This is a genomic window from Pseudomonas onubensis, from assembly GCF_965653655.1.
Classification (GTDB): Bacteria; Pseudomonadota; Gammaproteobacteria; order Pseudomonadales; family Pseudomonadaceae; genus Aquipseudomonas.
Window position 1 is genome coordinate 1 of the sequence record NZ_CBFHAZ010000024.1, and the last position, 14,271, is coordinate 14,271.

The window sequence follows — 14,271 nt, forward strand, 5'->3', positions numbered from 1 at the left end:
GGCTTGCTCGCGAATGCGGTGTGTCAGAGACAGATAAATTGACTGACCCACCGCATTCGCGAGCAAGCCCGCTCCCACAGTTGACCGCATGCAGTTTTGAATATGAGGTCGGCTGCGGATTTGCATGCACTGAAGAGCTGCTTTTCTGTGGGAGCTGGCTCGCCTGCGATGCAGACACCTCGGTACATCAGGCACACCGAGTTGATGCTATCGCAGCGGTGCGACGATTCGACAAGCCAGCTCCCACAGGTTGGTTGCATTCCAACCTTTCAGCGATGTGTGGCTATCCAGATCAACAACCCCGCCTGAAACACCGTAAACGCAACCAGGCACGTAATGGTAAAGCGCAGCCCGCTGTCTTCGCGCTTGAACTTGGTGACCTTTTCTTCTTCCTTGCGCAGCTTCACTTCCTGCTCGGCCAGGTTGTGCTCGGCCTGTTGCAGCATTTGCGCCGCCTCGAGGATTTCTACGTACTGCACCTTCTCGGCGTTCCAGCTGTCCAGCACTTCGCTGACTTTGCCGGGTTGCACGTTGCCTTTGAGGTGCTGCACATCGGCGTAGGCCACATCAAAACCCTGGATGCGCAGGAAATGATCGCGACGCAGGCGCGTGGCTTCGTTGAGTGCATCCTTGTTGGCAAGGTCCACGCCGTCGACGCGATAATGTGACCACTTCTTTTTCGCCCACGCGGCGCCCTGTGCAACCAGAAAGCGCCCCAGTCCACGGTTGGCCGGTTCGATCTCCAGGCTGTTGCCCGGGCCAAAGTGCACACGGTGCGTCTCGTGGTCTACCCAGATATCCAGGTGGTTCTGCTCGCGGCGCACGCGTTGGCCGGGCAACTGGATCACCATGCGCAACAGGCTGTGTTTTTTGTCATGGCGCTCGGTATAGCCGAACTGCACAAACCGCAGCGGCCGTGCGCCGGTGGCTCGATCAGTCGCCAGCGGCGCCAGGCGCAGCATTTTGAAATGTTCGGCCTGAACGTCCGCCCATGGCAGCGCCGCCGCCTCGACGGCCTCGGGTTTTTCAGCCGGGGTGTCGGCGGTAGAGTCGGGTGTTGCTTCGGTGTCAGTCATGCGGCGCGATCCTGTCCAAGCCCTGCAAGTCGACAGTCTTTTTACTGTCGACTCTGGGCTTATCGGCCGTTTTATTCAGGACTGGAGGCAAATAGTCGCTTAACGGGGTTGAAGTCCGTCGATAAAGCGCACGATACGTTGGCCCAACTCGGCGGCGAGCGGCAGTTTGGGGTCGTTGTACGACGCCAGCTGTTCCTTCACATCCTTGGGCACGATGCGCATCACGTGGTTCATGCCTTGAATCACCGTCAGCTGTGCGTCCGGCTTGGCCGCTTGCAACTGTTGGGCATCCTTCACGCCCACCTGGATATCGTTGGTGCCCTGGATAATCAACGCCGGCATCGTCAGTTTGGCGAAGGCGGCCGATGGGTCGGCGCGAAACAGGCTGATCAGGTACGGCTGCACGCTGGGGCGGAAAATGCCCTCCAACGGGCGTGGTACGTCGGCATCTACCTGGCCGGCCTTGAGGTGGTCGAGGATTTCATTACTGCGCAACAACAGGGCAGGCGGCAAGTGATCGGCCAGTTGCTGGCGGATCACCCGGTCCACCGGCCGCGCGCTGCCAGACAGGGAAATAACCCCGGCCGGATCGAGTTGCGGCGCGGCGAGGGCGGCGACCAGCGCGCCTTCGCTATGGCCCAGCACAATCAACTGGCCCATGCGGCTGTCGGCCTTGAGCAGCTTGCCCCAGGCCACGGCATCGGCCACATAGGCATCCAGGCTGAGGTTGCGTTCGTCGGGGGTGGCGGCCAGGCTCGCGGCCACGCCGCGCTTGTCGTAGCGCACGCTGGCGATGTTATTGCGCGCCAGCACCCAGGCCAGGCGCTTGAGGCTGTCGTTGCGCGCGCCGTCGGCGCTGTTGCCGTTGCGGTCGGTGGGGCCGGAGCCGGCGATGATCAGCACCACGGGCACAGGTTTGTCGGATTTTGGCAGCAGAAGCGAACCAAACAACTCGCCGCTGCCGGTGTCAAGGCTGATCGGCCGTTGCAGCACAACAGGGGAGGCGGCGAAGCCAAGGCTGGAAAACAGGGTAAGGGTCAAAAGCAAAACTCGCAGCATCATTGCGCCATCATCAGGAAGGTGCCGGTTGGACCAACGTCTACCGGTAAGGTTTCGAGGATGAACTAGTCGGTTAGCCTGCGTATACTGGCCGCCTTAAGTTATTACGGTTGAGTTGATTCAACTGATTTCACGGAGCGCCCTGCATGTCCGGCAATACCTTCGGCAAGCTGTTCACTGTCACCACCGCGGGCGAAAGCCATGGCCCGGCGTTGGTCGCCATTGTCGACGGCTGCCCGCCAGGCCTCGAGTTGTCTCTGGAAGACCTGCAGCGTGACCTCGACCGCCGCAAGCCCGGCACCAGCCGCCACACCACCCAGCGCCAGGAGCCCGACGAAGTCGAGATCCTCTCCGGCGTGTTTGAAGGCCGTACCACCGGCTGCGCCATCGGCCTGTTGATCCGCAACACCGACCAGAAGTCCAAGGACTACTCGGCGATCAAGGACCTGTTCCGCCCGGCCCACGCCGACTACACCTACCACCACAAATTCGGCGAGCGCGACTACCGTGGCGGTGGCCGCAGTTCGGCGCGCGAAACCGCCATGCGCGTGGCCGCCGGCGCCATTGCCAAGAAATACCTGGCCACCCAGGGCATCGTGATCCGTGGCTACATGAGCCAGTTGGGCCCGATTGAAATCCCGTTCAAGACCTGGGACAGCGTTGACGACAACGCTTTCTTCAGCCCCGACCCGGACAAGGTGCCGGAACTGGAAGCCTATATGGACCAGTTGCGCCGCGACCAGGATTCGGTCGGTGCCAGGATCACCGTGGTCGCCGAAGGCGTCAAACCGGGCCTGGGCGAGCCGATCTTCGACCGCCTCGACGCCGAACTGGCCCACGCGCTGATGAGCATCAATGCGGTCAAGGGCGTTGAAATCGGCGCCGGTTTTGCCTGTGTCGCCCAGCGTGGTACCGAGCATCGCGATGAAATGACCCCGCAAGGTTTCCTCAGCAACAACGCGGGCGGCATCCTCGGTGGTATTTCCTCCGGCCAGCCGATTGTTGCGCACCTGGCGCTCAAGGCCACGTCGAGCATCACCACGCCGGGCCGTTCGATCGATGTGCACGGCAACCCGGTGGACGTGATCACCAAGGGCCGTCACGACCCGTGTGTGGGCATCCGCGCCACGCCGATTGCCGAGGCGATGATGGCCATCGTGTTGATGGACCACCTGCTGCGCAACCGTGGGCAAAATGCCGATGTGCAGGTGAGTACGCCGGTGTTGGGCCAGCTGTGACGGCTTGTGGCGAGGGAGCTTGCTCCCGCTGGGCTGCGCAGCAGCCCCTAAGCCTACGATCCGGTATCAGCTGGAAAAATGCGGCGCTTCTATTGGGGCCGTTTCGCAGCCCGGCGGCACGGCGCGACGATTCGACAAGCTCGCTCGCCACAAGCCACTTATGCTGACGGGAGCGCTCCCATACTGGCGCCTCTCCAGCTTCTACCTCTTCTACTTCGCCCTGCTCGGGGCGACGGCGCCGTTCCTGGCGCTGTACTTCGACCATCTGGGGTTTTCCAGCGCGCGCATCGGCGAACTGGTGGCCATCCCCATGCTGATGCGCTGCGTGGCGCCCAACCTGTGGGGCTGGCTCGGCGACTACACCGGCCGGCGCCTGGCCATCGTGCGTTTTGGCGCGGTGTGTACCCTGGCGAGTTTCTCGCTGATATTTATCAGCAAGACCTACGCCTGGCTGGCCCTGGTCATGGCGTTGCATGCGTTCTTCTGGCACGCGGTGCTGCCGCAGTTTGAAGTGATCACCCTGGCGCACTTGCAAAAGCAAACGGCGCGCTATAGCCAGATCCGCCTGTGGGGCTCCATCGGTTTTATCCTCACCGTGGTGATAATGGGTCGCCTGTTCGACGGGCTGAGCCTGGACATTTACCCGGTGGTGGTCGTGGTGATCATGGCCGGCATTATTGGCGCCAGCCTGTGGGTGCCGAACGCGCAGCCCGCCGTGCAGGGCAACCGCCTGGCCGGTGACGGTTTCCTCAAACAATTGCGCAGCCCCGGCGTACTGGCGTTTTATGCCTGCGTGGCCCTGATGCAAATGAGCCATGGCCCGTATTACACCTTCTTGACTCTGCACCTTGAACATTTGGGTTATAGCCGTGGCGTGATCGGCATGCTGTGGGCACTGGGCGTGGTCGCGGAGGTGCTGATGTTCCTGGCCATGAGCCGCATCCTCACGCGTTTTTCGGTGCGACGGGTGCTGCTGGCCAGTTTTGTATTGGCGGCTATCCGCTGGCTGCTGTTGGGCTCATTTGCCGAAATTTTCTGGGTATTGCTGCTGGCGCAGGTGCTGCACGCCGCTACGTTTGCCAGCTTTCACGCGGCCGCCATCGCCTTTGTGCAACGCAGCTTCGGCGCCAAACAACAAGGCCAGGGCCAGGCGCTGTATGCGGCGCTGGCCGGCACCGGCGGCGCGTTGGGCGCCCTTTACGCCGGCTACAGCTGGAACCTGTTGGGCCCGACCCTGACCTTCAGCATCGCCAGCGTCGCCGCCCTGGCCGCCGCCATTATCATGGGCCTTCGATTGCAAGAGCCGAATAAAGGAACCGAGCAATGAGTTATGTCGCTGTTTATGCCGTCGCCACTGGGGATACCCCGAACAAGGTCCTGACCCACTTTGACGACATCGTCTCGACGTTGGCCGAACACGGTGTGCGCTTCGCGCGCTGGCAGCCGGCGCCGATTGAGAAGGGCGCCAGCGATGCCGACATGATCGCCGCGTACCAGCCGCAGATTGATGCCCTCGGCTACGCTGCCGTGGACGTGCTCAGGGCGGCGGGCGATCCGGCACAGAACGCTGAACTGCGCGCGCAATACCTCAATGAGCGCCGCTACAGCGAAGACGCCGTGCGTTTCTTCGTGGCGGGCCAGGGCCTGTTCAACCTGCACGTGGGCGACTATGTCTACGCCGTGCGTTGTGAGAAAAATGACCTGCTGGTGATTCCAGCCGGCATGCGGCACTGGTTCGATATAGGCGAAAACCCGCACTTCGTCACCTTGCGTTTGTTCAACACCGCTAAAGGCTCTGAGCCTCAACTCACAGGCGACACTATTGCCGATGATTTTCCCGGTCTGGACGACTAAGCACAGATAGCTAAATGTGCCACCCAGGCAAGTTGGAAGTTGTTGTGGGAATAAGCCTAATTATTTGTAGGGCGTAGCTGTTTCTACTGTGCCCTATGCTTTCAATCCATTCGTTATGTAACTCTCTGCGGACTCGATGTTTATATCACCTGTCAATAGCAGGAATCCGAAAGGTGGTATGGCATTCACTACTAAAGGAGAGAGCACAATGAGTGGCCCAGAGCAGTCGTGTCGCACGCCGGTGGACGCGCCGATGACCGTTAGAAGACGTCTGAGCCTGGGCGGCAAGCCCCTCACCCCCACAGAACTGGAAATTTTGCGCTGGGCCTCGGAAGGCAAGACCGTCTGGGAAATCAGCCAGATTCGGGCGACCTCTGAAGCCACCGTCAAATTTCATCTGCGCAATATCTACGGCAAGCTGGAAGTCACCAACCGCGTACAGGCGATGAATGCGGCCAGCCGACAAGGTTTGTGCTGAAGACACACAAAAAAGGGCCGCGACGCCTGTAAGCGTCGCGGCCCTTTTTGGTTATCGGTTGCTTATGCCGAGTGGTAGGTCGGCAAGGCAAAGCGATTCTGGCTTTGCAGCATCGAAATCTGTGGCAGTTCACTGGCTTGTTCGGCCAGGTCGCGGCGGATAGCGCTGATCACCCAAGTCAGTTGGTCAGCGGTGTGCAGCTGTTGATACGAGATCGAGCGCTTGACCTGTTTGCCTTCGCTGTTGCGCAGGGTCAGCAGGATACCGCCGTCGGGACGTGGCTGAGTGGTGACGTCGTATTGGGAGAATACAGAAGCGAATTTATCTTGGATCAGGCTCATGTCTATCAGCTCCGTTGGCTCAAGTGGGCAAGCATGGAGAGATAGGTGCAGTGATTGTGCCAGTATTGGATATCTTAAAAAGTCTTTATAAATCAATAAGTTAAAATTTTTCTAAATTTTCGGCTTCGTGCAATTTGCATGAATGGCCATCGTGCATCCTGCATTTTGCGTTATCCGCGCCGACCGTTTCAGGCCCGCCTTAAGCATAAGGACTGCCTCGACCGGGCAAAATTCCCTTTCTGTGGTGGCTGGCTCGGGATACAAAACTTTTCAAATCCCGCATGTACAGCCAAAGAATGGCAGGCGTATTTTCCTGCAAGGCATTCGGCATCTGCCTACAGGGCTGCCGCTATCCCTGGATCATACGAAGAATAAGAAAAAGGACGTTCCGCCATGAGCCATCAGCAAGACGACATGATCACGTGGGGCAAGCTCTTACGTAAGGTGCCTACGATTGTTCGAGCCCTGCCACGCGTCGTGCGCGGCATGCGCGCCGCGAATGTCACTGACCCCGCGCAGCCTTGCGGCCTCGGTTGGCACTTTGAACAGGCTGCGTTGCGCAACCCCGACGGCGCGGCGCTGTTGTACGGCGACAGCGTGCTCAGCTACCGCGAAGCCAACCAGCGCGCCAATCGTATGGCTCATTACCTTCAGGCGCAGGGCATCGGCAAGGGTGATGTGGTCGCGCTGTTTATTGAAAATCGCCCGGAACTGCTCCTCAGCGTACTGGCCGTGGCCAAGCTGGGTGGTATCTGCGCCATGCTCAACACTGCGCAAACCCAGGCGGCGCTGGTGCATAGCCTGAACCTGGTGAACCCGGTGGCGATCGTGGTGGGCGGGGAATTGGAATCCGCCTATGCGGCCGTGCGTGATCAAGTGTCGATTGCGGCCGAACGCAACTGGTTTGTGGCTGATCAGTCTTCAAACCTGGTGCCGCAGGGCTACACCGACCTGATGGCCGTCAGCGCCGACAGCCTGCTGGACAACCCTGCCAGCAGCGGGCAGATCTTCTTCAACGACCCGTGTTTTTATATCTACACCTCCGGCACTACCGGTTTGCCCAAGGCCGGCATCATGAAACACGGGCGCTGGACCAAGACGGCGGTGAGTTTCGGCAGCATCGCCCTGGACATGGGGCCGCAAGACGTCCTGTATTGCACCTTGCCGCTGTACCACGCTACCGGCCTGTGCGTGTGCTGGGGCTCGGCGATTGTCGGCGCGTCGGGCTTCGCCATCCGGCGCAAATTCAGCGCCAGCCAGTTCTGGGACGATGCGCGCAAATTCAACGCAACCACTTTGGGGTATGTCGGTGAGTTGTGCCGCTACCTGCTGGACCAGCCGCCCAGCGCACAGGATCGCGATAACCAGGTCACCAAGATGGTCGGCAACGGCCTGCGCCCCGGTGTCTGGGCGCAATTCAAGCAGCGTTATGGCGTCGAGCACATCTGCGAGCTGTATGCGGCCAGCGACGGCAATATCGGTTTTACCAATGTGCTGAATTTCGACAACACCATCGGCTTTTGCCTGCAGCACTGGGCGCTGGTGGAGTACTCACACGAAACCGGCGAGCCGTTGCGTGGCAGCGACGGTTACCTGCGCAAGGTGCAAACCGGCGGGCAGGGCTTGCTGCTGGCCAGGATCGATGAAAAGTCACCGTTCGACGGCTACACCGACCCGGAAAAGAACCGCAAAGTGGTGCTCACGGACGTGTTCGAGAAGGGCGACCGCTACTTCAATACCGGCGACTTGTTGCGCAGCATTGGTTTTGGCCATGCGCAATTTGTCGATCGCCTGGGCGACACCTACCGCTGGAAGGGCGAAAACGTCTCCACCACCGAAGTCGAAAACGTGTTGCTGCAGCACCCGCAGATCGCCGAAGTAGTGGCCTATGGCGTCGAGATCGAAAACACCAATGGCCGCGCAGGCATGGTGGCCATCACCCCAAGCGAATCCTTGGCGGCCCTGGACATGCGCGAGCTGTTGCAGTTTGCCCACGGCCAGTTGCCGCACTATGCGGTGCCGCTGTTTTTGCGCATCAAGGTCAAGATGGAAACCACTGGCACCTTCAAATACCAGAAGGTCAAGCTCAAGGAGGAAGCCTTCGACCCGGACAAGGCCGGTAACGACCCGGTGTACGCGTGGCTGCCGGGCTCCGACAGTTATGTGCCGGTCACCGGGCAATTACTGGCGCAGATCCAGGCCGGGCAATTCCGTTATTGATTCTGCCTATGAATGCTTTTGACAAAAAAGCCATGACAGCAGGGAACTCCCTCGCGACACTGGGCGCCTTATACACATTCCCAGACAAGGAGCGCCCTGCATGTCAGACCAGCCTAAACAAATGACCGACGATGAAGCCGCCGAATTCGCCGAACAGGTTTTCGACGTGGCCCGCAAAGGCGATGCGGCGATGCTGGCTGCGCTGCTGGCCAAAGGCTTGCCGGCCAATTTTCGTAATCACAACGGCGACACTTTACTGATGCTAGCGGCCTACCATGGTCATGCCGAAGCGGTAAAAGTGTTGCTGGAATTCAAGGCCGACCCACTGATTGCCAACGACAAGAACCAGCTGCCAATCGCCGGTGCCGCGTTTAAAGGCAACCTGCCGGTGGTGAAGGCGTTGATCGAAGGCGGCGCGCCAGTGGATGCAACTTCCCCGGACGGGCGCACAGCGCTGATGCTGGCCGCGATGTTCAACCGCGTTGAAATGGTCGACTACTTGCTCGCTCAAGGCGCCAATCCCAAGGCCACCGATGCCCAGGGCGCGACTGCGCTGGCGGCGGCGCATACCATGGGCGCGGCGGATACGGCGGCGCAGTTGCAGAAACTGGTGTAGGCTACGCGCCCTCAAAAACCAGCCCGCCACAGGACCTTCCCATGCAAACCGCCCTCGTCGAACTTATCAGCAAAATCAGCGCCGGCGTCATGGGCGAGGACGAGGTGGCGCGCATCGCCACAGAAGCCGCCCAAGCCTACGCGGACCCGGCGGCGTTTCTGGCCGCGAACCCGGACATTAACTACGACGACACTTTCCCTATCCCACTGGGTGAGTGGGTAGTGGTGGGTAGCCTGCCGGACACGGTGTTGTTCCAGGCCGACACGTATGGCGATCTGTTCGCGCAGATCGTCGCTTCGTTCGGCCCGGGCGTGGCGTTCAACCTCAAGCCCAAGCAATTGGCCAAGACCGAAGACCTCACCGCGCTGAACCGCATCCAGATCCAGATGAGCGCGTTGAGCCCCGAAGACGGTGGTTACGTGCTGCTCAACTTCAGCCAATTGCTCGATGACGAGATCCAGGCCGTGCTCGTGTATGGCAATGACCTGCCGCGCGTGCTTGAACTGTGCGCGCAGGTCGGGATCAAGGCCGAGCCGTCCCTGGAAGCGTTGAAAGTCGCCGTGCACGTCTGAAATAAAACGGAACCCCTGCAAACGCTGACTATCCTACAAGTGCATGCCCTCACTTAGGAGCGACACCATGGGTTCCACTTTCAACGGTCTTATCGGCCTGATCATCCTGGCGCTGGATATCTGGGCGATCATCAACGTGTTCAAAAGTGGCGCCAGCACCGGCGCCAAAGTGCTGTGGATCCTGTTGATCCTTTTGCTGCCGGTATTGGGCTTGATCATCTGGGCAATTGCCGGGCCGCGCGGTAACGTGCGGATCTGATCGTTCACCCACTCCATCTAGAGTGGGCACAGTCAATGTGGGAGCGGGCTTGCTCGCGAATACGGTGTATCAGTTTCAGATGTTTTGACTGACACGCCGCATTCGCGAGCAAGCCCGCTCCCACATTTAGTTTCTGGTGCATTCACAGGTTTTGTGTGTCGAAACTATTCGCTGCACACAATTTTCACATCTTTTCCAAGACAATTCGGCGGTTTTACGGCTCTGCCAAGGCTCTAACTCAAGGGCCATTAACGGCAGGTCCTGGGCGCCCATTCAGTAATTAATAGCGTTGCTGCCGTTGATCGGGCACCATTTGCGCCACCGCGTTAACCGCCTACCCCAGCCAGCCTGGGCGAGGGTCGGACGCCACTGCATTATTTCGAAACTTAAACTTCCAATGGGTCCTAGAACGACATGGCAAACCCGGACGCCCTGAGTCAGCAGCGAGCTTCTAATCGCTTGCTGCAACCGACCGTCAAATCCCATCTGGCATACACGCTGCTTTGCGCGCTGGTCATGATGGTGATGTTCTCCCTGCTGCGCCTGGCGCTGCTGGTCTACAACCGCGAGATGATCCTCGACACGCCGGCCTCGACCTTCCTCGAAGCCTTCGTCAATGGCACGCGCTTCGACATCCGCTTTGTGATGTACGCGCTGGTCCCGCTGCTGCTGGCATTGTTCAGCGTACGGGCCATGGCGGCGCGTGGGTTCTTCCGTTTTTGGCTGACCGTAGTGTCCAGCATTGCCCTGTTCCTGGGCCTGATGGAAATGGACTTCTACCGCGAATTCCACCAACGCCTCAACGGCCTGGTGTTTCAGTATGTGAAGGAAGACCCGAAAACCGTAATGAGCATGCTCTGGTACGGTTTCCCGGTGGTGCGCTACCTGCTGTCCTGGGCCGTGGGCACTTTGATTCTGAGCATCGCCTTCAAGGGCGCAGACCGCGCGACGCGCCCACGTGGCCCGTTCAGCGGCGGCACCGTCGGCACTCGCCAGGTGGCTCCGTGGTACAGCCGCATTGCGGTGTTCGTGGTGTGCCTGCTGATCGCTGTAGTCGCCATCCGTGGCACCCTGCGCCAAGGCCCACCGCTGCGTTGGGGTGACGTCTACACCACCGAATCGAACTTCGCCAACCAGTTAGGCTTGAACGGCACACTGTCGCTGATCGCGGCGGCCAAGTCGCGCTTCTCCGAAGAACGCTCGAACATCTGGAAAGCCACCCTGGACCAGCCGCTGGCCACCCAGACCGTGCGTGACATGCTGGTGTTGCCGCAAGAGAAACTGGTGGATACCGACACCGCCGCCGTGCGCCGTGACTACACGCCACCGGCCGAGAAAACCCTGCCGATCAAGAACGTCGTAGTGATCCTGATGGAAAGCTTCGCCGGTCACTCGGTCGGCGCACTGGGCCGCCCAGGCAACATCACGCCGTACTTCGACAAGCTGTCCAAGGAAGGCCTGCTGTTCGACCGTTTCTTCTCCAACGGCACCCACACCCACCAGGGCATGTTCGCCACCATGGCGTGCTTCCCGAACCTGCCGGGCTTCGAATACCTGATGCAAACCCCGGAAGGCAGCCACAAGCTGTCGGGCCTGCCGCAGTTGCTCAGCGCGCGCAAGTTTGACGACGTGTATGTCTACAACGGCGATTTCGCCTGGGACAACCAGTCGGGCTTCTTCAGCAACCAGGGCATGACCAACTTCATCGGGCGCAACGACTTCGTTAACCCGGTGTTCTCCGACCCGACGTGGGGCGTGTCCGACCAGGACATGTTCAACCGTGGCCTGGAAGAGTTGAAGGCCCGCGAAGGCGGCAAGCCGTTCTACGCACTGTTGCAAACCCTGTCCAACCACACGCCGTATGCGTTGCCGACGCCATTGCCAGTTGAAAAAGTCACCGACCGTGGCAGCCTCAACGAGCATTTGACGGCCATGCGTTACTCCGACTGGGCCTTGGGCCAGTTCTTTGAAAAAGCCCGTAAAGAGCCGTACTTCAAGGAAACCCTGTTCGTGATCGTGGGTGACCACGGTTTTGGTAACGAGCAACAGATCACCGAGATGGACCTGGGCCGCTTCAACGTGCCGATGCTGATGATTGCACCGGGCATGCAGGAGAAGTTCGGCGAGCGTGACCACACGGTGGGCACCCAGATCGACATCGTGCCGACCATCATGGGCCGCCTGGGTGGCGACACCTTGCACCAATGCTGGGGCCGCGACCTGTTGAACCTGCCGGAAGGCGACAAGGGGTTTGGCGTGATCAAGCCGTCGGGCAGCGACCAGACCGTCGCCCTGGTCACTGCTGACCGCATCCTGGTGCTGCCTAAAGAGATGCCACCAAAACTGTGGGAGTACGAGCTGGGCGCTAACCCGACCGGTAAGGTCATTCCTGAATCGCCGGACGAAGCCGCGCTGAAACAGAAACTTGAGTCGTTCTTGCAGACGGCGACCAAGAGCCTGTTGGATAACACTGCGGGTGTGATTGACGGCAAGCCGGACTAATCACCCGGGCATAAAAAAGAGGCCTTCCAGAGGCCTCTTTTTTTGTCCGGATTTTATATCCGGCCGAGCAGCAATAGCACCAGCAGCACCACCAGCACCACACCGAGGATACCCGACGGGCCATAGCCCCAGTTACGTGAGTGCGGGAATACCGGCAGGCCGCCGACCAGCAGCAGGATCAGGATAATGATCAGAATCAGGCTCATGTTTTTTTCCTTGTGGGCCTTCTGAAAAGACCAGTTGTTTAACGACAGGCCCGTGGGTTTATTTACGGACGCCTTAATAACTCCGACTGTGCAGTTGCGCAGAAAATTCCGTAGTTTCTTAAAGCATTTCGCACACTCGCTTATTTCTTTTAATGCGTTCGCAATTACGTGCACTTAGTTGAAAAAGATTGAACTTACGCTATAAGCCGGTCTCGCACCCGGCCTGCGGTTTGCCTGAGGCATTCATCAACTGGATGGTGCGTGGGTGTAGGAAAAAGCTTCGCTACACTGCCGATCACTTCTTCCGTGAACTACAAGGCTACTACCTATGCAAAATCGCATGATGATCACTGGTGCCGGGTCTGGCCTGGGTCGCGAAATCGCGCTGCGCTGGGCGCGCGAGGGTTGGCAGTTGGCCTTGTCGGACGTCAGCGAGCCAGGCTTGCAGGAAACTCTCAAGCGGGTGCGCGAGGCCGGTGGCGATGGTTTTATCCAGCGCTGCGACGTACGTGACTACAGCCAGCTCACCGCCTTTGCCCAGGCTTGCGAAGTGAAGCTGGGCGGCATTGATGTGATCGTCAATAACGCTGGCGTGGCTTCGGGTGGCTTCTTTGCCGAGTTGTCCCTGGAAGATTGGGACTGGCAGATTGCGATCAACTTGATGGGCGTGGTCAAGGGCTGCAAGGCGTTCCTGCCGCTGCTGGAAAAGAGCAAGGGCCGGATTATCAACATCGCCTCCATGGCTGCGCTGATGCAGGGGCCGGCGATGAGCAACTACAACGTGGCCAAGGCCGGTGTGGTGGCGTTGTCGGAAAGTTTGCTGGTGGAACTCAAGCAGCAGGAAGTCGGTGTGCATGTGGTGTGCCCGTCGTTTTTCCAGACCAACCTGCTGGATTCGTTCCGTGGGCCTACACCGGCGATGAAGGCGCAGGTTGGCAAGTTGCTCGAGAGTTCACCGATTTCGGCGGCGGATATTGCCGACTACATTTATCAGCGAGTGGCCGAAGGGGAATTCATGATTTTGCCCCACGAGCAGGGACGCATGGCGTGGGCGTTGAAGCAGAAGAACCCGCAGTTGCTGTATGACGAAATGACGCTGATGGCCGACAAGATGCGCGCCAAGGCCCAGGCAACTAAAGGCTAAGTCAGGGCTGGTGCTGTCACTGTGGCGAGGGAGCTTGCTCCCGTTGGACTGCGCAGCAGTCCCACTCCTTTGAAGCAAAAGGCGGGGGCCGCTTCGCAGCCCAGCGGGAGCAAGCTCCCTCGCCACAGGTTGTTTATGGGTGCTTGTCTGTCAGCAAAATTACCGGCCTGCGTAGGCCTTGCCTGATTTAACCGCAAGCCATTGCTGCGCCAAATCCAATCGCGCATGGTCAAGGTCCTGTCACTCCAAAAGGACAACCGCCATGCTGGTCTTAAGCCGCGCTGTAGGCGAAATCATCTCCATCGGCGATGACATCGCCCTGCACATCCTCGAACTGAACGGTACTCAAGTGAAATTCGGCATCGCTGCCCCGGCGGGTGTGAATGTCCATCGGGCCGAGGTGTATCAGAAGATCCTCGAACGCCAGGCCACAGAAACCCACGCCGTACCCAACCGCTGAGCCCTGCTCAGTCAAACAGATGCTTGGGCACGTCGTGCTTGAGCATCAACTGGCATTGCTCGCTTTCAGGGTCGAACACAATCAGGGCCTGGCCCTTGGTCAAGGCGTGGCGCACGCGCAGCACACGGGTTTCCAGGGGCGTGTCGTCGCCGTTGTCGGTGCCGTCGCGGGTGACGAAGTCTTCGATGAGGCGGGTCAGGGTGTCGACTTCAAGTGCGTCGTAGGGAATCAGCATACAAGCCTCAG

Annotated in this window: 16 protein-coding genes; 11 read left to right on the plus strand and 5 right to left on the minus strand. The window is 59.6% G+C overall.

Translation table 11 applies throughout. The annotated features are described in order from the left end of the window. Nucleotides 1-269 precede the first annotated feature (269 nt). Complete coding sequence (locus tag ACTD9P_RS10720; RefSeq protein ID WP_438867698.1) at nucleotides 270-1,076, minus strand: hypothetical protein; 807 nt, start codon at nucleotides 1,074-1,076, stop codon at nucleotides 270-272. A 99-nt stretch (nucleotides 1,077-1,175) separates the two neighbouring features. Beyond that, nucleotides 1,176-2,138, minus strand: a complete 963-nt coding sequence (locus tag ACTD9P_RS10725) for an alpha/beta hydrolase (protein ID WP_438867699.1) — start codon at nucleotides 2,136-2,138, stop codon at nucleotides 1,176-1,178. A gap of 143 nt (nucleotides 2,139-2,281) precedes the next feature. Here ACTD9P_RS10725 and aroC point away from each other — a divergent pair, with 143 nt between their 5' ends. From aroC to ACTD9P_RS10745, 4 genes are all read left to right on the plus strand, one after another. Continuing rightward, entirely contained in the window at nucleotides 2,282-3,373 is a 1,092-nt protein-coding gene (gene aroC, locus ACTD9P_RS10730; protein ID WP_438867700.1) for a chorismate synthase, read from the plus strand. A 163-nt stretch (nucleotides 3,374-3,536) separates the two neighbouring features. Continuing rightward, nucleotides 3,537-4,700 carry an MFS transporter gene (locus tag ACTD9P_RS10735; RefSeq protein WP_438867748.1) on the plus strand — a complete coding sequence of 388 codons (1,164 nt, stop codon included), beginning with the start codon at nucleotides 3,537-3,539 and terminating at the stop codon, nucleotides 4,698-4,700. Beyond that, the gene (locus ACTD9P_RS10740; protein ID WP_438867701.1) at nucleotides 4,697-5,227 is read left to right on the plus strand and encodes an acireductone dioxygenase; all 531 of its coding nucleotides are present in this window, start codon (nucleotides 4,697-4,699) and stop codon (nucleotides 5,225-5,227) included. The genes ACTD9P_RS10735 and ACTD9P_RS10740 overlap by 4 nt, the downstream gene beginning before the upstream one ends. Before the next feature lie 208 nt (nucleotides 5,228-5,435). Next, nucleotides 5,436-5,705: a response regulator transcription factor gene (locus ACTD9P_RS10745; protein ID WP_438867702.1), complete on the plus strand. Its 270-nt coding sequence runs from the start codon at nucleotides 5,436-5,438 to the stop codon at nucleotides 5,703-5,705. A 62-nt stretch (nucleotides 5,706-5,767) separates the two neighbouring features. Here the strand turns inward: ACTD9P_RS10745 and ACTD9P_RS10750 are convergent, their stop codons facing one another. Continuing rightward, nucleotides 5,768-6,046, minus strand: coding sequence for a DUF3509 domain-containing protein (locus tag ACTD9P_RS10750; protein ID WP_016970113.1), 279 nt, complete (start codon nucleotides 6,044-6,046; stop codon nucleotides 5,768-5,770). Between the two features lie 393 nt (nucleotides 6,047-6,439). On the opposite strand from ACTD9P_RS10750, the gene ACTD9P_RS10755 reads away from it, so the two are divergent. The 5 genes from ACTD9P_RS10755 to ACTD9P_RS10775 all read left to right on the plus strand — a co-directional run bounded on the left by ACTD9P_RS10755 (nucleotide 6,440) and on the right by ACTD9P_RS10775 (nucleotide 12,215). Beyond that, nucleotides 6,440-8,266: a long-chain-acyl-CoA synthetase gene (locus ACTD9P_RS10755; protein WP_438867703.1), complete on the plus strand. Its 1,827-nt coding sequence runs from the start codon at nucleotides 6,440-6,442 to the stop codon at nucleotides 8,264-8,266. A 100-nt stretch (nucleotides 8,267-8,366) separates the two neighbouring features. After that, nucleotides 8,367-8,882, plus strand: a complete 516-nt coding sequence (locus ACTD9P_RS10760) for an ankyrin repeat domain-containing protein (protein ID WP_236373881.1) — start codon at nucleotides 8,367-8,369, stop codon at nucleotides 8,880-8,882. 41 nt (nucleotides 8,883-8,923) lie between these two features. Then, nucleotides 8,924-9,454 (plus strand): hypothetical protein, encoded by a 531-nt coding sequence (locus ACTD9P_RS10765; protein WP_438867704.1) that lies wholly within the window; start codon nucleotides 8,924-8,926, stop codon nucleotides 9,452-9,454. A gap of 67 nt (nucleotides 9,455-9,521) precedes the next feature. After that, nucleotides 9,522-9,713: a PLDc N-terminal domain-containing protein gene (locus ACTD9P_RS10770; RefSeq protein ID WP_003172956.1), complete on the plus strand. Its 192-nt coding sequence runs from the start codon at nucleotides 9,522-9,524 to the stop codon at nucleotides 9,711-9,713. A 414-nt stretch (nucleotides 9,714-10,127) separates the two neighbouring features. After that, nucleotides 10,128-12,215, plus strand: coding sequence for an LTA synthase family protein (locus ACTD9P_RS10775; RefSeq protein ID WP_056861129.1), 2,088 nt, complete (start codon nucleotides 10,128-10,130; stop codon nucleotides 12,213-12,215). Between the two features lie 53 nt (nucleotides 12,216-12,268). Here the strand turns inward: ACTD9P_RS10775 and ACTD9P_RS10780 are convergent, their stop codons facing one another. Then, nucleotides 12,269-12,421, minus strand: a complete 153-nt coding sequence (locus ACTD9P_RS10780; protein ID WP_015885095.1) for a DUF3309 family protein — start codon at nucleotides 12,419-12,421, stop codon at nucleotides 12,269-12,271. Nucleotides 12,422-12,749: 328 nt separating this feature from the next. Between ACTD9P_RS10780 and ACTD9P_RS10785 the strand changes: the two genes are divergently transcribed. Together ACTD9P_RS10785 and csrA are read left to right on the plus strand one after the other, a co-directional pair. After that, nucleotides 12,750-13,565, plus strand: coding sequence for an SDR family oxidoreductase (locus ACTD9P_RS10785; protein WP_065911448.1), 816 nt, complete (start codon nucleotides 12,750-12,752; stop codon nucleotides 13,563-13,565). A gap of 262 nt (nucleotides 13,566-13,827) precedes the next feature. Beyond that, nucleotides 13,828-14,025, plus strand: coding sequence for a carbon storage regulator CsrA (gene csrA / locus ACTD9P_RS10790; protein WP_138814558.1), 198 nt, complete (start codon nucleotides 13,828-13,830; stop codon nucleotides 14,023-14,025). A 7-nt stretch (nucleotides 14,026-14,032) separates the two neighbouring features. Here the strand turns inward: csrA and ACTD9P_RS10795 are convergent, their stop codons facing one another. Next, nucleotides 14,033-14,260, minus strand: coding sequence for a YheU family protein (locus tag ACTD9P_RS10795; protein ID WP_056861132.1), 228 nt, complete (start codon nucleotides 14,258-14,260; stop codon nucleotides 14,033-14,035). Nucleotides 14,261-14,271 lie beyond the last annotated feature (11 nt).